Origin of the sequence: Mangrovivirga halotolerans (assembly GCF_026241165.1) — a bacterium.
Classification (GTDB): Bacteria; Bacteroidota; Bacteroidia; order Cytophagales; family Cyclobacteriaceae; genus Mangrovivirga; species Mangrovivirga halotolerans.
Genome location: NZ_JAPFQN010000012.1, coordinates 142,280 through 161,354, shown reverse-complemented (window position 1 = coordinate 161,354; position 19,075 = coordinate 142,280). Strand labels below are relative to the sequence as shown.

Here is a 19,075-nt window from a genome sequence, read left to right as displayed (position 1 = left end):
GGTGTAAGCTATTAAGTAGAGTATTTGCCGTTATTAATAGACAAACACCCTACATAAATACCTTTAAATTCGCGGCATAAATAATTAAGAAATTACTTTACTTTTATCATAGAATGCGCCAGGGGGGGAATTCGAAGGTGGAGGCGATCAAAATGTTAATGTTACTGGGAAAATAATACTGGAAGGAACACAGAATAATGAAAATCAATAAAAAGATTCTAATTTTTTTTTATAGCCTAATAGTTTTAACAGTATCTTGTAGATTTCACAGACTAAATTATTTAGGCTCAAATACCTTGGTAGAAGCAAAAGAAAAATATAGAAAAGAGTATTTAGGAACAGTTGTAGATTGGCCAAAGTGGAAAGGTGATATTTCTAGTTGTAAAGAAGGCCACATTCCTTCTATAATAAAGAAAAAAGCCTTGTTAAGAATTAATTATTTTAGAACATTAAGTGGCTTATACCCCATTAATTTAAATGAAGAATATAATCATTTAGCACAAGAAGCAGCATTTTTAATTAAAAAGAATAATCGCATAAACCATTTTCCTCCCAAGACATGGGAATGTTACAGTAATGAAGCTGCAAAAGCCTGTCAAAATTCAAGTCTAGGATTAGTACATTTTGGCTATAACAATCCTATTACATTTATAACAGGATTTATTCAGGATGATGGGGATAATAATATAGATGTTGGTCATAGAAGAAGTATTTTAAATTCCACTTCAGGGGATATGGGATATGGAGCAACTTCTGGTTCAGAAGTAATTTATCATTCAAATATAAAAAGTATTCAAGAAAAAATATTGCCAGAATTTATAGCCTATCCAATTTCAGGTTACAATGAAATAGATTTAGTTTTTGATCGTTGGTCATTTGGAATACCAAAACATCATACAGTTGACTTTTCTGATGTAGAGGTCATTCTCAATGATGATAAGGGTATTAAAATTGATATTAAACTTTTGCCATATAAGCCAGGGAATGACCCAACAATTGTTTGGGAACTTAAGAGTATGGATAAGAAAAAATTATTGAATTCGGAAATCACCGTAAGAATAAAAAACGTTGTAATAGATGGTCGAATAAAAAATTTTAACTATAAAGTTGATTTTTTTGATTTTTAATCCCAACTGGTCCAAGAACATACGTGTGCAAACCTAGTAGGTCTACCACTGGTTCAAGTTTGAACTTGGACCAATCTAGTTTGACTCCGTCTGGCGCGCGTTACTTTTTCAGTAAAACGCGTGCCGATAAATTGGAACCAGGATTTACAGGATTAAAAAAAATTAACAAGATTTTATAAAAATATAACTAAAGCCTTCAGCTAATAACTGGAGGCTTTTCTTATTTAGTCGCATAAGCCTTACGGGTTTTAGCATCACGAAGGATAGCATCCAGACTAAACCTGAAATATGCAATAGAGAATCTATTCCGACTATAAAACTCTTTGAAAGAGCCACTTAACACGAGTTTATTGAATCACCATAGCGGTGCTATGCCTCATCAATATAAGTGTCTCTTTCTTTGTGTTTTAAAATCTCATCACGATTTCTAATGCATAATCCAGGTTAAAGAGCACACATTTTCTTTCTTCCTCGTCCAGGTGGTTGATGTCTTTTAGCCTGCCGATAATTTGTCTGAATTGAAAATGCTGATACTAGTCTTCAGTGCTAGGATTGATAAGATGATTGGATATTAAGTATAAGTTCGATACTGCATATCACAGACAGATCTCTCCTATCGTCGAGATGACGCTGAGAGTCTTGGTTGCTGCTTTAAATAGATAGTAAGTATTTTAATATTCGGAAATATCACAAGAAAGATCATTCCATAGCGGATTCTTCCTGTTAATTAACTTTTCTTTTTTCTTTCTGCTCCATTTTTTAATTTCTTTTTCTCTGTTTATAGCCTCTTCAATTGAAGAAAAATTTTCAAAATATATCAGTAGTTCTAAATTGTAGCGTTTGGTAAAGCTAGTATTATAAACACCAGACCGATGTTCAGATATTCTATTGAAAAGATTACTAGTAACTCCAATATATAAGACTGTATGGTTTTTGTTGGTCAAGATGTAGACAGAACCGCCTCTTGTCATTTGTATGTATAGTTAATAAGCGCTCTAAATCTATAAGTTATAATTAGTTTTTCAAGCTCTGGTTGAATGATTTTTGCATTTAAAGTTTAGGAAAAGGGATAAGCTGGTCATATTTTTCAGATTTAAAATGCTCGCCTCTCAAAAAACACCCAAATCCCAAAATACTCGTCTTTTCGAACGTATTTACTGATGAGCGAGAGCGCAGTCAGTAAGTGAGAAATCTGTATCAATCGGAGGAAGATATTTAATATAGGTTCGAAACTACATATTACAGACAGATATCTCACGATATATCCTTATGAAGCAATATGATAATTGCAATACACTATTTATATGTTAGATTTTTTGAAATGTTCACTGTTCGATATGACGATTAGAGGGCTGGCCCCTGCCTTATTTAGATAGATAATTCCCAAAGTCAAAATCTCTATAATTTAGCCTCATAAAAACACCCAAAACTCCAATATTTTCGTCTTTTCGAATGTATTTACTGATGAGCGAGAGCGCAGTCAGTAAGTGAGAAATCTGTATCAATCGGAGGAAGATATTTAATATAGGTTCGAAACTACATATTACAGACAGATATCTCACGATATATCCTTATGAAGCAATATGATAATTGCAATTCACTATTTATATGCTAAAGTTTTTTCAAATGTTCACTGTTCGATATGACGATTAGAGGGCTAGTCCCTGCCTTATTTTTATAGATAATTGCCAAAGTCAAAACCCCTATAATTTAGCCTCATGAAAACACCCAAACCCCAAATTACTCGTCTTTTCGAACGTATATACTGATAATCGGGAGCACAGCCAGTATGTGAGAAATCTGTGGCAATCGGAGGAAGATATTAAGTATAGGTACGATACTACACAATACAGACAGATATCTCACGATATTTCCTCATGAAGCAATATGATAAGTGCAATTCACTATTTAAATGCAAGAGTTTTTTGAAATATTCACTGTTCGATATGACGATTAGAGGGCTGGTCCCTGCCTTATTTTTATAGATAATTGCCAAAGTCAAAATCCCTATAATTTAGCCTCATAAAAACACTCAAAACTCCAATATTTTCGTCTTTTCGAATGTATTTACTGATGAGCGAGAGCGAAATCAGAATGTGAGAAATCTGTGGCAATCGGAGAAGGTTTATAAGATTAAGTAAAGTCCTGAGTATTATTCTATTCACTCAGGCTGACGTATTAACTCACTCAAAAAGCCTTGTCGGCTCACTAAATTTCCTTATTTTTGGCTGTCGAATAATTATCAGGACATATCAACTATTTTTAAACACTTATTTTTTTAACGATGAAAAGAATATTTCAACTATTTTTCATTTTCATAAGTCTATCGTATTCATCACATGCTCAACAAGAAAAAACTCCTTTTGAGGTTCGTATTGGAGCTACAGATAAAATGCGAAAAGGCATGCGCCAAAAAGAAGTTTTGGGCTATGATGGACAAAACATTATTGTGCTAAAAACGGTAGCCGATTTTAATTTTTCCGGGGAAATAAAGTTTCCCTACGATAAATTCGAATTAACCAAATTTGATTCCCAGCTTAAATCATTAAAGTCTGAAACCACAAGACTAAAAGTTCAGGGCTCAAGACTTACCATAGAAAAGGTGACTCAGGTCAACAACAATATCTATGTAATTTATAGTTATCAGGATTCCGGGTCAAAGAATTGGAAGTTGGCTGCTAAGAAAATAAACAAAAAGAGCCTCGTCCCTGAGTCAGGTGAAAGCACAATAATTGAATTGGATTATGATGGAGACCTTTCCTATTATGATCCTTTCATTATTAAAAAATCCACAGATAATAAACAATTATTAGTTTATACAGAGTTGCCTTATAAAAAAGATGAGAAGGAGAATTTCTCTTTGCAAGTCATCGATAGTGAAATGCAACAGCTCTGGAGAAAAGATGTTACCATCCCTGTTGAGTCGGCGTTATTTAGTACTGAAGATTTATTATTAGACAATTATGGTAATGTTCAATTGTTAGGTAAAATTTATGATTCTAAAAACTGGACTGGCCGGGCAAAAGAAAAAAAGGATGGTGAAGCCAACTATAACTTCCAATTGTATAGTTTTTACCAGCAAGGCAAAACCCAGATTGATTACCCTATTGAAGTAGAAGGTAAGTTTTTCAATAATATGAATATCACTGTCGGTGATAATGAGAATGTAATATGCACCGGGTTTTATTCTGAAGACGCATCATTAAGTGCAAAAGGGTTGTTCTATTTAAAGGTCAATGCTAAAACCAAGCAAATCGAAACGAAGTCTTTTGAAGATGTAGCAGTAATTGCTGCTAAGGAAGGGAAATCAAATGATGCCCAACAGAGGATAGATAATAAAGTCGAAAAAGATAAATCTGTCGAGCTTGATTACTTATACATCGGTGATGTTATTCCAAAATCGGATGGCGGGTTTACCATTATCGCAGAAAGTTATTATAACAACACCATGATGGACAATTCCCAGGGTTTAACTACTACAGCCACAAGTCACCATTTTGGCGACATTTATGTTTTTAATTTTAATGCTGAGGGTAGCCTTGATTGGGTTCGAAAAATTCAAAAAGATCAAAAAGAACTTGAGCATGGAAGTTACGACCTGGCAATCGTAGGGAGTAAGCTCTTTTTAGGTTTGAAGATGGATATGAAAGACTTACAAACTGAAAGGGATGATTCGAATAAAGCAATAATGGGACGAAAGCGGTTTTGCACTTCGATTATTGAAATTGATATGAACGGTAAAAGAACTGACCATATTTTATATAAATGGCAAGATTTAAAACTATTTTTTGTGCCTAATGGATCGTCACAAGCAAGCTCTACTGAATGGTTTCTGTACAATTTTTATCCAAATGATGAAGCGCTAATAAAAGTCAAATTTAAAGCCCCAACTCAATCTACGGGACCTGTTTTTTTAAAACCTTGATAATCTTTCTTGACAGTTAAGAATATATATGAAAGTCTCCAGATTATTTCAGGAGGCTTTTTCGTTTTTAGGATTGATAGATTATATAATTAACCGGCTATGCTGCTTTACACTTTCAGATTCCTCACCACAAGGGATTCGGAATGACGATCAGAGTTTTGAAAAGTGCCTGGAACAAATAGAAAATTTCAAAGTCAAAACCCCTATAATTTAGCCTCATAAAAACACTCAAACCCCAAATTACTCGTCTTTTCAAACGCATTTACTGATAAGCGAGAGCGCAGTCAGTAAGTGAGAAATCTGTGGTAATCGGAGGAAGATATTAAGTATAGGTACGATACTACACAATACAGGCAGATATCTCACGATATTTCCTCATGAAGCAATATGATAAGTGCAATTCACTATTTATATGCTAGAGTTTATTGAAATGTTCACTGTTCGATATGACGACTAGAGTGTTGGTAACTGCCTTAAATAGACTAATGAGGTCTTTTGCTAACACCTCTGAATGCCAGTTTATTCCTCCATCAACATAAACTTAAGTTAACATTGACTTTCACCATTTAATAAATACTTAAACAGCGAAACTAAATGACTTAACATTATATATCGAAGTTTGCTCCAGATTTTAGAAAAAACACAAAATCGGAAAAAACGAAATGAAAAAATTACTCAATTCAATCCTTGCATTTGCACTTATAGCAGGCTTTTTAACACTACAATCTTGTAGTGAGGATGAAACACCAAAACAAACTAGCAATGAGATCACTTCTTTGTCAGTTAGTGGAGGAACATCTGTAAGTTCTGGAAATAGATATATTGTTGAAGTTCCGGCAGGTACTGATCTAACTAATATCATGGTAAACCTTGAAGTTTCAGAAGGAGCAACAGTTACTCCAGAGTCTGGACAGGCTGTTGATTTTTCTACTGGCTGGGTGACCTATGAAGTGACTTCTGAAAGTGGCTCTACTCAGGCTTTTGAAGTATATGTTACAAATGATGGCACGGTTACCTATAATAGCGGTACTTATACTGATGCTGATTTCTTCGGTGCGTTTGATTATTATTTAGTAGCGACAGAAGACTATTTATTCGATGGTCTTGTATATATAGAAGAAGGGTCTTCTATCAATATTCCTGCTGGTACAATGGTTAAATTTGTTGGATCTCCAACTACAGGAGATAATACTTCTTCATTAATTATTGCAGCAGGAGCTCAAATCTTTGCGGAAGGGACAGCCACTGATCCAATCATTTTTACAGCGCAAAATGATGATGATTCAGGCACAACTTACCTGGCTACTGACAATGCTCAGTGGGGTGGTTTAATCATATTAGGTAATGCTCCTGCATCAAAAGGAGGAGTGACCCAGGGTATAGCAATTGAAGGGATATCTTCTGAAGAAACAAGAGGACAATATGGTGGTAATAACCCGGATGATAATTCTGGTATTTTGAAGTATGTTTCAATACGATATACCGGTATTGGTCTTGCCGTTGGTGATGAAATTCAAGGATTGACTCTTGGAGGTGTTGGAGCAGGAACAACAATTGATTACATCGATATATTCTCTACTGCTGATGATGGAATCGAAATCTTCGGTGGCACAGTTAATATCAAACACATTTCTGTAGCATTTTCAACTGATGATGATTTTGACTTTGACCTTGGTTGGAGAGGTAATGCCCAGTTTTTATTCTCTCTTTTTAGATCTGATGCTGATGGATTTGATCACGCAGGTGAGTGGGACGGGGCTAGTCCGGATGGCGCTGATCTTTTTGCCGCTCCTAATGTTTACAACTACACTGCAGTTGGGCCTGGTCAGGATGCACCACAAGGAGGAAAAGCGATATTAATGAGAGATGCTTTTGGAGGTAAGTTGGTTAATTCTGTTTTTGTTGACTTCCCTTCTTACGCTATTGAAATTGAAGACAGAACAGATACTGATGTGGATTCTTATGGCAGGCTAACTACTGAAGTACAAGGCTACAGAACTGAAGTATTAAATAATACATGGAGTCAGTTTGGAAACTATGACGGAACGGTTGAGTCAGTTGTTTTGGCTTCGGAGGATGATGGAGCATTAATAACAGATGTTGTTGCTGAATTAGCAGATAATAACAATACAATTACTAATGATCTGGCTATTACAAGTCTTAACAGAGGGACTGTATCTGCTGATGATGTGGTACTCGATCCAAGGCCTGCAACAAATGATACTAATGTAATTACTAATGTTCCAAATGGTATCGAAGCAGTAAATTACCGTGGAGCTTTTTCCGCTGGAGAACCAACCTGGTTAAGCGGATGGTCAACATTATCAAAATTCGGATATGTAACTGAGTAATATAAACTCACACTTTTCAACAAAGGTCATCTCATCCAGAGGTGACCTTTTTTTATTTCCCAAACCCCTTGCCAACAGGTATAATTATGTTAAACAAATGTTACGTGTTTGTCAGAATAAGATTTTGCCAAAATTTATATTGAGAAAGCCTATTGCAATCAAAAAAAAGCCTTGTTTTTACATTGAAGGATAAAATTTACCTTGCTGTTCTCATTATTGATTTTCAACCTGTTAATGAGTTTCCCCTCTTATGTTAACGCATTGTTAATCCCTTCTTACAATGTTTCTTATTGCGTTAACAAATTGATAAAAACGAGGTAAACAGTCCGTTATATTGACAGCATATCTTTGCAGTATCAAAATTAAAAATGAAATGAATTACTCAAAGGTATTATTTTTCTTATTATTCGTAACAGGGGCATTTGCAGCCCATGCACAGAATGGTAGTATGAGTGGAATGATTACAGATGGCGAGACTGGCGAAGAGCTGATCGGTGCCACAGTTTACATTCCATCAATTTCAAAAGGAATGGTTACTGATATTTATGGTAATTATTCTATTAAAAACATTCCTGCAGGAACGTATAATGTTGAGATTTCATACGTTTCTTATCAAAAGAAAACAATTGAGGGTGTTGAAATCAAAGACGGTCAAAACACGGAGATATCTGTAGCTCTGGCATCAGATGTTCAGCAAATGGAAGAAGTTGTTGTTGTTGCAAAGCAAATTAAAAACAACGAGGCAGCATTACTTTCTATGCAAAGAAAAGCTGTTGGTGTACAGGATGGTATTTCTTCTCAGGAAATCAAAAATCTTGGAGCATCCAATGCTGCTGAATCGATGAAACAAGTTACCGGAGCCTCTATCGAAGATGGTAAATATGTAGTAATGAGAGGTCTGGGGGACAGATACTCGATTTCCTTATTAAACGGTATACCAATGCCATCTGCAGATCCTTACAGAAACTCAACTAGTATGGATATGATTCCTTCGGATATGGTAATGAATATCGTTACTCAAAAGACTTTTACTCCTGATCTTCCAGGTAATTTCACAGGAGGAGCTGTAAATATTTCAACTAAAAGTATGCCTGAAGAATTTTACTTAAATGTAGGATTAAGCATGGGATATAATACTCAGAGTAGCTTTAATGATAGCTTTATTTCTGATGGAAACAAGGGTAGCACAGATTGGTTAGGTTTTGATGACGGAACGCGTGACAGACCTGATGTAGTTGTAGATAATAACTATGAACTGAGAGATGCTATCAATTTATCTATTCAAGGTAGAAACCCTGAAAATGAATCACAGCGAAATCTGATAGATCAGTCTGCAAAATCCCTTGGTGGTAATTTTTTACCAACCACAGGAAGCTCTTCTCTGAATCATGGCCTTAATGTATCTTTCGGAGATCAGCTAGGTCTGGGAGAGAAAAAGCTTGGGTATAACATCGGCTTATTTTACGATAGATCATTTGATTATGTAGGTAGTGGCCAGGCAGGTTATTATAATACTGTTGACGCGGAGGTAGGACCAATCGAAGAGCAAAACTATGTGACACGAACAGGAACTGATAAAGCATCAGTTGGTGCTTTGGCGGGATTATCTTATCAGTTCAATCCTACAAATGAAATAAACCTTGACGTGATTTATAATCATGTAGGAGAATCTTCTGCCACTATTAATGATGGCACGTGGTCTAGTGTTACTAAACCTTACTTTACTTCAACCTTGACCTCCTTCAAGGAAAGAACATTAAGCAATGTACAATTAAGAGGTAAACATTATTTTAATGAGTTTAAAGAACTTAAGATTGACTGGTCTGTTGGCCGAATCAATGTAAAACAAGATCTTCCTGATATGAAAATCTTTGCTTATGCAAAAGATATTGTGGACGGTGAAGATGTATATTTCATGGGAGCATCAGAAATTGGTTATTTACCATCTCATATTTTTAGATATTTAGATGATGTTCAAAATACTGCTAAGCTTGATATTGAATTAAAACCTTTTGCAGGGTTTAATCATAAATTTAAAGTAGGCGGTTGGTACTCTAAGAAAGACCGTGTATTTGAAGATTATTTCTACGAGCAGGTTAACCCGACTCCAAATCAGCTGAACCCATCTTATTTAACTTTTAATGGTGCTAGTGGAGATTTAGAAGCATTCTTTGACAATAGTAACTATGGTGTCGTTGATTCGCCTTCGTCTAATGGAACAAGCTCTTACGGTTTTGGTAATTATTTCAGAAACAGATCATTCATACCTAACTTTTATACTGGTGAAGAAACTATTATTTCAGGGTATGCAATGGCAGACATCGAAGTATCAAAGAACTTTCAGTTTGTTGGTGGTATAAGAGTTGAAAGCACAGATATAAATACAGTAAGTAGAGATGAGAGTGCTGGAAGGGGAGTAGTAAACCAAATAAATTTCTTACCATCTGTAAACACTAAGTATAAATTATCTGAAAATGCTAATTTGAGATTTGCTTATGGTAAAACACTGGCAAGACCTAATTTAAGAGAAATTTCTCCGGTTTATTCTATCGGGATCATTGGTAGACCGAACTATCAGGGAAATATTAACCTTCAGGCAACTAAAATTCATAACTTCGATCTTCGATATGAATTATTTCCTAAGGCGGGTGAAATGTTCGCTGTTTCAGCCTATTACAAGAACTTTAATAACCCGATTGTTTTACAACTTTCTCCGAACTCAGGATCACCTGAAATTAAGCCGATTAACTTAGATAACGCAACAGTTTATGGTGCTGAGATCGAATTTAGAAAGAGACTTGATTTCCTGGGTGAGAAATTCGAGAACTTTAAGTTCGGAGCTAACTTCAGCTACATTTATTCAAGAATAAACAAAAGTCAGGAAGAAATTGATGCTTACCAGGAGCAAGAGTTAGATTTCGAAGACTGGAGGCCTTTACAAGGACAGTCACCTTATATAATAAACCTTTCATTAAATCACTATAGCCCTAAGCTAGATTGGGACAATACATTAAGCTTCAATATTTGGGGTGAAAGGTTAGCATATATCACTGGTCCGCTTGATCCGGATGTTTATGAGCAGTCTCGACCTTCTCTGAACTTTGTTTCAAGAAAGAGTATTAATGAGCATTGGTCAGTTTCATTTAAAGCAATGAATATCCTGAATATGAATTACGAGAAAAAATTCAAGGATACAGACTTTATCTATGAAAGTTACCAGGTTGGAACAGATATCAACCTTGGAGTATCATACAGCTTTTAAAAAACCTTTTGAGGGTTCATTTTGGGGCAGCATCCACGAGTGGAGCTGCCCTTTTTTATTGCTTTTCTAAAAAGTCTTCTTTGATCAGGTCCACGGCTTTTTTCATCACTTCTGTTTCCTCATAAAGGCTGTCTGCTTCGATCTCTTTTACTTTGATTAATGAATCGTATTCCTGGTTTTCCTGCTCTAGCTTTAAGATGATTTTTTGAAGCCGTTTGATCTCCACTTTGTTATGTTCGATATCACCTTTCAGATTATCGATCTTTCTTAGTGTTTTATCGTATTCCTTGCTTACATATTCAGAGGCTTCCTCGGCATTACTGAGCATTTTTTGAAAAATAAGGGTTTGATATTGGTTATAAATCGAATATATTATTTTCTCTGTTTCTTTTCGCTTAGTATCATCTTGCAGGCCAACAAAAATAGTATATAGCCGATCACCGACTTTTTCAACGGATGTTGCAATAGTTTTACCTGAAAAACTAAATCCACTGGTTTCAAAATAGGTTAACTCATATCCGTCGACGCGGTCTTTTTTTCCATTGTCATGAACCACCATTTCTACAGATTCTTCAATGATTTTTTTATCACCTTTTAATACAAATGTTGCCCCCAAATACTTCATTCCATCAATATTAGCCTCTTTTTCTGTATAAGAAAGCTCATTTTGTCCGGAGCTAACCAAACAAAGCATACCAAAAAGAGTCATAAATGTGTATCTTAAAAACATATAAAGAATTTTTATGGATAATCATGTAGTTATAACCGGAGGAACCGGACTTGTCGGCTCAAATCTGACCAAAAAACTTCTGCAAAAAGGATACCAGGTGTCAATTTATAGCCGTACGGAAAACAAAGATAGCAACCCTCCGCAATATTTTTGGTCTCCGTCGACGAAAGAAATCGACACAACACCCCTGGCTACTGCTGATGCTGTAATTCATTTAGCCGGGGCAGGAGTCTTTGACGAGGCCTGGACGGATAGTCGGAAAGAAGTAATTCTTAAGAGCAGAACGGAAAGTTCGAGACTTCTCTCTGAGCATGTTCCACTTTTTGACAACATCAAAACTGTTATCGGTGCCTCGGCAATTGGTTATTATGGCAAGGACACCGGGGATAAATTAATAGAGGAGGATCACGATCCGGGAGATGATTTTCTGGCAGATGTCACTGTTAAGTGGGAGGAGGCAGAAAAGGAGATCGATTCTGACACGAGGCTGGCCCAGGTGCGGATAGGGATTGTGTTAGCATCTGAAGGAGGAGCATTGCCTCAATTGGTGCAGCCGATCAAATTATATGCCGGGGCACCTTTAGGTTCGGGCGATCAGTATATGAGCTGGATCCATATTGACGATCTGACTGATATCTTTATTCATTTATTAGAAAATCATGAACTTAAGGGAGTGTACAATGGTGTAGCTCCAAATCCGGTTACTAATAAGGAGATAACCAAAAAGGCAGCAAAGGTATTGGGTAAGCCATTATTTTTGCCAAATGTACCCGGTTTCGTATTGAAAACTATGCTTGGGGAAAGGGCAGAGGTATTACTTGGAGGTCAAAAAGTTTCCAGTCAAAAAATTCAAAAAACAGGGTTTAAGTTTAAATTCAGTAACGTAGAGGAAGCTTTAAAAGACTTATTATAGAGATATTTTACTACATCGGTTGATCTTTTTTGAAATAAAATGCTAAATTCAAGGTTGCTTTAATATTTAAAGGAAAGAAACTAATGGAAGAACAAAAAATAAATAAAGAGGAAGAACATAGGATTGTCAAAGCATTTAAAGAAAAGAATTGGAATGAGATCAAGAGTACGGACTCATGGGTAATATTCAAAGTAATGTCAGAGTTCGTCGAAGGTTTCGAAAAGCTTGCCAAGATTGGACCTTGTGTTTCAGTTTTCGGATCAGCAAGAACCCGTGATGATCACAAATATTATAAGATGGCCCATGATATTGCCGCTAAACTGGTAAGGCATGGTTATGGAGTGATCACTGGTGGTGGCCCGGGTATTATGGAGGCCGGTAACCGCGGTGCTAATTCTGAAGGTGGACGTTCTGTAGGTCTTAATATTCACCTCCCGTTTGAGCAGTTCAACAACGTTTATATTGACAGAGATAAGCTTATCAACTTTGACTATTTCTTTGTTAGAAAGGTAATGTTTGTAAGATACTCCCAGGGTTTTATTGTAATGCCGGGTGGATTTGGAACGCTTGATGAATTTTTTGAAGCGTTAACTCTGATCCAGACTAAGAAAATTGGGGCTTTCCCGATTGTTTTAGTAGGAAAATCATTCTGGGGTGGCCTTGCTACCTGGATCCAGGATACCTTGTTACAAGCTGAAAATAATATCAGTGAAGAAGACCTTGATCTTTTTCATATTGTTGATACTGTAGACGACGCAGTTAAAGTAATAGACGAATTTTATTCTAAATACTTATTGTCTCCAAACTTTTAATGAATACAAAGAATCTTCTACTTGCACTGAATACTTTCACGGTATTCACCTTGTTTTTTTATATCATTTATGCAGAATTTGGTAAGCCTCCGGAAATAAAGCAGGATTACCAGCATGACCCGGCACCATCACCTTTTAATGCACAACCGGGTGAGCCTGTGGTCTATTCGACAAAAACGGTGATGATCGACTTGCCGGATTCGTTGAAATTTGCCGGCGAGGAGGTGCCTCTTGGTATCCCTGATGTAAGGGAACGTCTTGATAGAGAGATTCATATAAATACTTATTGGCACAACAACTCGATTTTTTTATTTAAACGAGCAAACAGGTGGTTGCCACAAATCGAAAAGATACTAAAGGAGAAAGGAGTACCGGATGACTTTAAGTACCTTTGCGCAATAGAGTCAGGGTTTCAAAATGTAGTTTCTCCTGCCGGGGCTGTAGGTTTCTGGCAATTTCTGAAAGCTACAGGAATTGAGTATGACCTTGAGATCAACAGGCAGGTAGATGAACGCTACGATCCGATAAAAGCAACATATGCAGCATGCGATTATTTACTAAATGCATATGAGGATCTGGGTGACTGGACACTTGTTGCGGCAAGCTACAATCGTGGGCTTGCAGGTATTAAAAGGGCATTGGAAAATCAGAAAGTCGATAGTTATTACGACTTGATGCTGAATGATGAAACATCCCGTTATGTTTTCAGGATTCTTGCTTGTAAAGAACTTCTTCAGAGTCCTTCCGATTATGGTTTTGAGATCGATGAAGAAAACCTTTACAGCATGATCGAAATGCGCAAAGTGACTGTTACAGAAACAATCCCTGACCTGGTAGAGTTTTCCCTGAAACAAGGGATAAACTATAAGCTTCTTAAAGCGTATAACCAATGGTTGAGAGACGATAAGTTAACAGTAAAAGACGGAGAGCAATACGATATATGGATACCGGTGCGGAAATAAAGCAAAAGAAATCTAAAAATACTGACGAACCGATCGATCTGACGGGGCATGAATATATTGAGGTTTTTGGTGCCAGAGAACACAACCTCACCAACTTTGACGTTAAGATCCCAAGAAATAAACTGGTTGTTTTAACCGGGATCAGTGGTAGTGGAAAATCTTCTTTAGCATTTGATACAATTTATGCGGAAGGTCAGCGTCGATACATGGAGAGCTTTTCCGCCTATGCCCGATCATTTATCGGGGGCATGGAAAGACCCGATGTAGATAAGATTAGTGGACTTTCTCCGGTTATTTCAATAGAGCAAAAGACTACTTCCAAAAATCCACGATCAACTGTTGGTACAACAACAGAAATTTATGACTTCCTAAGGTTGCTCTTCGCCAGGACAGGTGAGGCCTTTTCATATTTAAGTGGAGAGAAAATGGTTCAGCAGACCGAGGACCAGATCGTAAAACAGATCGTTTCAAAATTCAAAGGACAAAAAATATATTTACTGGCTCCCGTAGTAAAAGGACGTAAAGGTCATTATCGGGAGTTGTTCCAGCAGATCAGAAAATCCGGATATACTTCGGTAAGGATTGATGGGGAGCTCATGGATGTTGCTCCAAAAATGCAGGTTGACCGGTACAAGGTTCACGATATTGAGATTGTCGTAGACCGGTTAAAACCTTCGGGTGAAGCAGACAGAAGAACACTGGATTCAGTTAAAGTTTCGCTTCAACAAGGGAAAGATGTTTTGATGATCCTGGATGAAAATGGAGATGTACATCATTTCTCAAAGGCATTAATGGATCCGAAAACAGGTCTTTCTTATGATGAACCAGCTCCAAATAACTTTTCTTTTAATAGTCCTTACGGTGCTTGTCCAACTTGTAATGGATTAGGCCAAATAGAAAAGATCACTTTAGAAAGTATCATACCCGATCCTTCATTGAGCATTCGGCAGGGAGCCATTGCCCCTCTTGGAGATTATCGGGATATCTGGGTATTTAAAAAGCTCAATGCAATTCTTAAAAGACATAAGCAAAGCATCACTACACCATTTAAGGACCTCAGTGATGAGGTGAAAGAGATTATTCTCAATGGTGATGATTCACTGGTGGCTGTTGATTCAAAGAAATATCCAGGCACAAAGTGGAACACTACGTTTGAAGGAATTATTCCTTTCCTTGAAGGACAATTAGAGACTGGAAGCAGTAAAATCCAGGACTGGATCAAAGACTATATGGTCGTTTCAGTTTGTCCGGAATGTGAAGGGCAGCGGCTCAGAAAAGAATCACTGCACTTTAAGATTGATAATAAAAACATTGCCGAATTGGCGATGCTTTCAATTGGCCGGTTAGGGGAATGGATGGATGGCCTGGAAGAGCGAATGACGGACAGGCAGAAACTAATCGGTAAGGAGATATTAAAGGAAGTCAGGAAAAGAATTGGCTTTCTTCTGGATGTGGGATTGAGCTACCTTCATTTGAACAGACCTTTGAAAACCTTGTCCGGAGGAGAGGCTCAACGAATCAGACTTGCCACACAGATTGGCACCCAACTTACAGGTGTTCTTTATATTCTTGATGAACCAAGTATTGGTCTACATCAAAGAGATAATGTAAAGTTGATCAAAGCATTAAAAGATCTTCGAGATCTTGGTAATACTGTAATGGTGGTTGAGCACGATAAAGATATGATGCTCGAGTCGGACTATATTATTGATATTGGACCGGGAGCCGGAAGACATGGTGGTAAAATTGTAGCTGCAGGAACTCCAGAGGAATTTATCAAATCTAATACTAAAACGGCTGATTATTTAAATGGAGAAAAGGCCATTGAAGTACCTGAGAAAAGGAGAGAAGGAACCGGTAAGGACCTAGCATTACTTGGAGCTTCGGGCAATAACCTGAAAGGTGTTGATCTAAAACTTCCACTTGGAAAAATGATCTGTATCACTGGAGTTTCAGGAAGTGGTAAATCAACTCTGATCCATGAGACTTTGTATCCTTTATTAAATAATTATGTCTACCGTTCTTCAAGGAAAGCGATGCCTCATAAATCGCTTGAAGGACTCGAAAATATTGATAAAGTAATTGAGGTGGATCAATCACCTATTGGTCGTACTCCTCGGTCAAACCCGGCCACTTATACTGGAGTTTTTAGTGATATCAGAGCTCTTTTTTCTGAATTACCGGAATCTAAGATTCGCGGCTATAAACCCGGGAGGTTTTCTTTTAATGTAAAAGGAGGCAGATGCGAAACCTGCGAAGGAGGAGGAATGCGGGTGATCGAAATGGATTTTCTTCCTGATGTCTATGTAGAGTGTGAAACCTGTAAAGGTAAAAGATACAATCGGGAAACACTGGAAGTCAGATATAAAGGAAAATCGATTGCTGATGTACTTGACATGACAGTTGAACAGGCTGTTGAATTTTTTGAACACCTGCCAAAAATTGCCAGGAAAGTTAAAACACTTGAAGAAGTTGGTTTGGGTTACATTAGCTTAGGACAGCATGCGACAACTTTATCCGGAGGAGAAGCGCAAAGGGTAAAATTGTCTACTGAACTTACAAAAAAAGACACCGGGAAAACGATCTATATTTTAGATGAACCGACTACCGGATTACATTTTCAGGATATCAGCCATTTGCTCGATGTATTAAATCGCCTGGTCGACAAAGGAAACACTGTTTTGATCATTGAACACAACCTCGATGTAATAAAAGTTTGTGATCATATTATTGACCTGGGACCTGAAGGTGGTGAAGCAGGTGGAGAAATTATGTTTGAAGGGACACCGGAAGATCTCATTAAAAATACGAATAATTACACAGGTAAGTATTTAAAGGCAGAATTAGAATAATAGCTTGGTAATATTTGGAGTTAAGGTTATTTTACAAATTATCCTAAACTATATAAACCCTCTATTATGAAACTTTTTAAACTACCTATTCTCTATTCCTTTATTGTTCTTTTGTGTTTTTCAGGAATTGCTCAGACTACTTCATTTTCCGATGCAAAGCAAAAAGGATCAGCAACCCTTGAGTATTTTTACGTGGAAACCCCTGGTTTTATTGAAAATTCAGGAGGAGGTCAGAAGGGAATCTGTGCAGATATTCTTACCGGTTTTGAAAGCTGGGTAAAATCCCAATATGGTATTACACTAAATACTAAGTATGTTCCGACGCCTAAGGAGAGTTTTCCTACGTTTATGAACAAAGTAAAATCCGGAGGCCCGGGAGTAATTGGTGTTGGGGGAGTGACGATCACAGAAGCAAGAAAGAAGTCGTATAGTTTTAGTTATCCCTATATCAACAACATTTCAATTCTTGCTACAAACTCTTCAGTGCCAACCATAAGTAATCCGTCAGAGATATCAAGTGCATTTGCAAATATGACAGCCCTTTCTGTAAAAGGCACTACCAATGAAAAAGCATTGTTAGAGCTTAAGAAGAAGTACTTCCCGAACATGAAGATAGAGTATTTATCAAGTAATATGTATGTCAGTAAAAAGATTGCAGAAGATCCGAAATACTTTTCTATTGTAGACCTAGGATATTTCCTGGCATCATTGAAGGAATACAGATCGATAAAAAGACAGCCTGCCATGGATGAGGCGAATGAAACTTTTGGTTTTGTCATGCCAAAAGGATCTGACTGGGAACCGATTTTATCTAAATATTTAAAAGAAGTTTATTTAAATAGTCCTCAACATAGAAAATCAATTGCTACTCACCTTGGACCATCAGCTTTGAAGCTTTTAGATTCATACGCCAATTGATTTAAGAAGAATCATTATATAACTAAGCCATTTCAAATTTTCTTTGGATCAATTGAAATGGCTTTTTTTATTTGGTAAACTAAGAATAAGCAAAAATCATATTCAAGTTTTCATAAAAAATTGAAAATTATTATTTTCCTTTTTTAACCAAAATCAGGAAAGTATGAAATTTAGTTTTTTTAGTTATCTATCACTTTTTGTTATATTATTTTTAACAGGTTCATTCAAGGGGTTTTCTCAAACAACTTCTTTCAATAAAGCCAATCAAACCAAATCAGCTACAATCAATTACATCTATCTGGATACTCCCGGATTTATAGAAAAGGGCCCCGGGGGTATGAATGGACTGTGTTTTGATATAATTAATGACTTCGAAAAATGGGTGAAATCAAAATATGGAATTACTATAAATGGTAATTGGACATTAGCGAGAGATAATAGTTTCCCTGTTTTCATGCAAACTGTAAAATCTGCTTCCAATGGCACTGTTGGAGTTGCTAATATTACAATAACACAAGAAAGAAAAAGCTTGTATACATTTAGTTCACCCTTTATTAATAACATATCCATTCTGGTTACACATAACTCAGTATCGAGTTTAGATTCTCCTTCAGACATTGGAAGTGCATTTAAAAATATGACAGCCGTTACTGTAAAGGGATCTACTAATGAAAAATATTTACGTCAGATTAAATCAAAGTATTTTCCGGCTATGCAGATAGAGTATTTAAACAATAATGTCGACGTAAGTAAAAAAGTTTCAACTGATCCAAGATACTTTAGTGTTCTGGATTTCACCTATTATCTGTCATCACTTAAAGATTACAGAACGATTAAAAGACAGCCGGTAATGGATGAAGCAAATGAGTTTTTTGGATTTATTATGCCTAAAGGATCAGATTGGGGACCGGTTTTTTCTCAGTTTTTATCTGATCAATATTTAAAAAGTGACCAATACCGAAGTATCCTGGCGAAGCACCTTGGACCTAATGCTCTCAAACTTCTTGATGCTGTTCAAAATCCTTAAAGAGATAAAAAAGAAACGGCTGCCCGGGGAGAGCAGCCATCTTTCAACCAAAACATTAGGAATTTATCAACTATGAATAAAGAGACTCAAAGTTAATGATTCTTAGAAAAATTACAAATTCAGTAAAATTAAATATTTCCCGCTTAACATTTTTTCACACCGCAAAACACTTATTTAGTACTTTTTAATGTGGATT

The 19,075-nt window shown here is 36.5% G+C and carries 12 protein-coding genes; 10 read left to right on the top strand and 2 right to left on the bottom strand.

What is annotated here, in order from left to right:
• The first annotated feature begins 296 nt into the window (after positions 1-296).
• Positions 297-1,127 carry a CAP domain-containing protein gene (locus OO013_RS18945; RefSeq protein WP_266058590.1) on the top strand — a complete coding sequence of 277 codons (831 nt, stop codon included), beginning with the start codon at positions 297-299 and terminating at the stop codon, positions 1,125-1,127.
• Positions 1,128-1,798: 671 nt separating this feature from the next.
• Here OO013_RS18945 and OO013_RS18940 read toward each other — a convergent pair.
• Positions 1,799-2,098, bottom strand: coding sequence for a GIY-YIG nuclease family protein (locus tag OO013_RS18940; protein ID WP_266058589.1), 300 nt, complete (start codon positions 2,096-2,098; stop codon positions 1,799-1,801).
• A gap of 1,313 nt (positions 2,099-3,411) precedes the next feature.
• Here OO013_RS18940 and OO013_RS18935 point away from each other — a divergent pair.
• From OO013_RS18935 to OO013_RS18925, 3 genes are all read left to right on the top strand, one after another.
• Positions 3,412-5,052, top strand: a complete 1,641-nt coding sequence (locus OO013_RS18935) for a hypothetical protein (RefSeq protein ID WP_266058588.1) — start codon at positions 3,412-3,414, stop codon at positions 5,050-5,052.
• Positions 5,053-5,714: 662 nt separating this feature from the next.
• Positions 5,715-7,403: a beta-helix domain-containing protein gene (locus tag OO013_RS18930; protein ID WP_266058586.1), complete on the top strand. Its 1,689-nt coding sequence runs from the start codon at positions 5,715-5,717 to the stop codon at positions 7,401-7,403.
• A 373-nt stretch (positions 7,404-7,776) separates the two neighbouring features.
• On the top strand, positions 7,777-10,665 hold the full coding sequence (locus OO013_RS18925) for a TonB-dependent receptor (RefSeq protein ID WP_266058585.1): 2,889 nt from the start codon (positions 7,777-7,779) through the stop codon (positions 10,663-10,665).
• Positions 10,666-10,720: 55 nt separating this feature from the next.
• On the opposite strand, the gene OO013_RS18920 is transcribed toward OO013_RS18925, so the two are convergent.
• The gene (locus OO013_RS18920; protein ID WP_266058584.1) at positions 10,721-11,395 is read right to left on the bottom strand and encodes a hypothetical protein; all 675 of its coding nucleotides are present in this window, start codon (positions 11,393-11,395) and stop codon (positions 10,721-10,723) included.
• A gap of 13 nt (positions 11,396-11,408) precedes the next feature.
• On the opposite strand from OO013_RS18920, the gene OO013_RS18915 reads away from it, so the two are divergent.
• The 6 genes from OO013_RS18915 (at position 11,409) to OO013_RS18890 (ending at position 18,879) form a co-directional block, all read left to right on the top strand.
• Positions 11,409-12,308: a TIGR01777 family oxidoreductase gene (locus OO013_RS18915; RefSeq protein WP_266058582.1), complete on the top strand. Its 900-nt coding sequence runs from the start codon at positions 11,409-11,411 to the stop codon at positions 12,306-12,308.
• Positions 12,309-12,391: 83 nt separating this feature from the next.
• Positions 12,392-13,120: an LOG family protein gene (locus OO013_RS18910; protein ID WP_266058581.1), complete on the top strand. Its 729-nt coding sequence runs from the start codon at positions 12,392-12,394 to the stop codon at positions 13,118-13,120.
• Positions 13,120-14,082 carry a lytic transglycosylase domain-containing protein gene (locus OO013_RS18905; RefSeq protein WP_266058580.1) on the top strand — a complete coding sequence of 321 codons (963 nt, stop codon included), beginning with the start codon at positions 13,120-13,122 and terminating at the stop codon, positions 14,080-14,082. Before OO013_RS18910 ends, OO013_RS18905 begins: the two co-directional genes overlap by 1 nt.
• On the top strand, positions 14,061-16,934 hold the full coding sequence (uvrA, locus tag OO013_RS18900) for an excinuclease ABC subunit UvrA (RefSeq protein WP_266058578.1): 2,874 nt from the start codon (positions 14,061-14,063) through the stop codon (positions 16,932-16,934). The genes OO013_RS18905 and uvrA overlap by 22 nt, the downstream gene beginning before the upstream one ends.
• Positions 16,935-17,000: 66 nt before the next feature.
• Positions 17,001-17,852: a transporter substrate-binding domain-containing protein gene (locus tag OO013_RS18895; RefSeq protein ID WP_266058577.1), complete on the top strand. Its 852-nt coding sequence runs from the start codon at positions 17,001-17,003 to the stop codon at positions 17,850-17,852.
• Between the two features lie 163 nt (positions 17,853-18,015).
• Complete coding sequence (locus tag OO013_RS18890) at positions 18,016-18,879, top strand: substrate-binding periplasmic protein (protein WP_266058576.1); 864 nt, start codon at positions 18,016-18,018, stop codon at positions 18,877-18,879.
• Positions 18,880-19,075 lie beyond the last annotated feature (196 nt).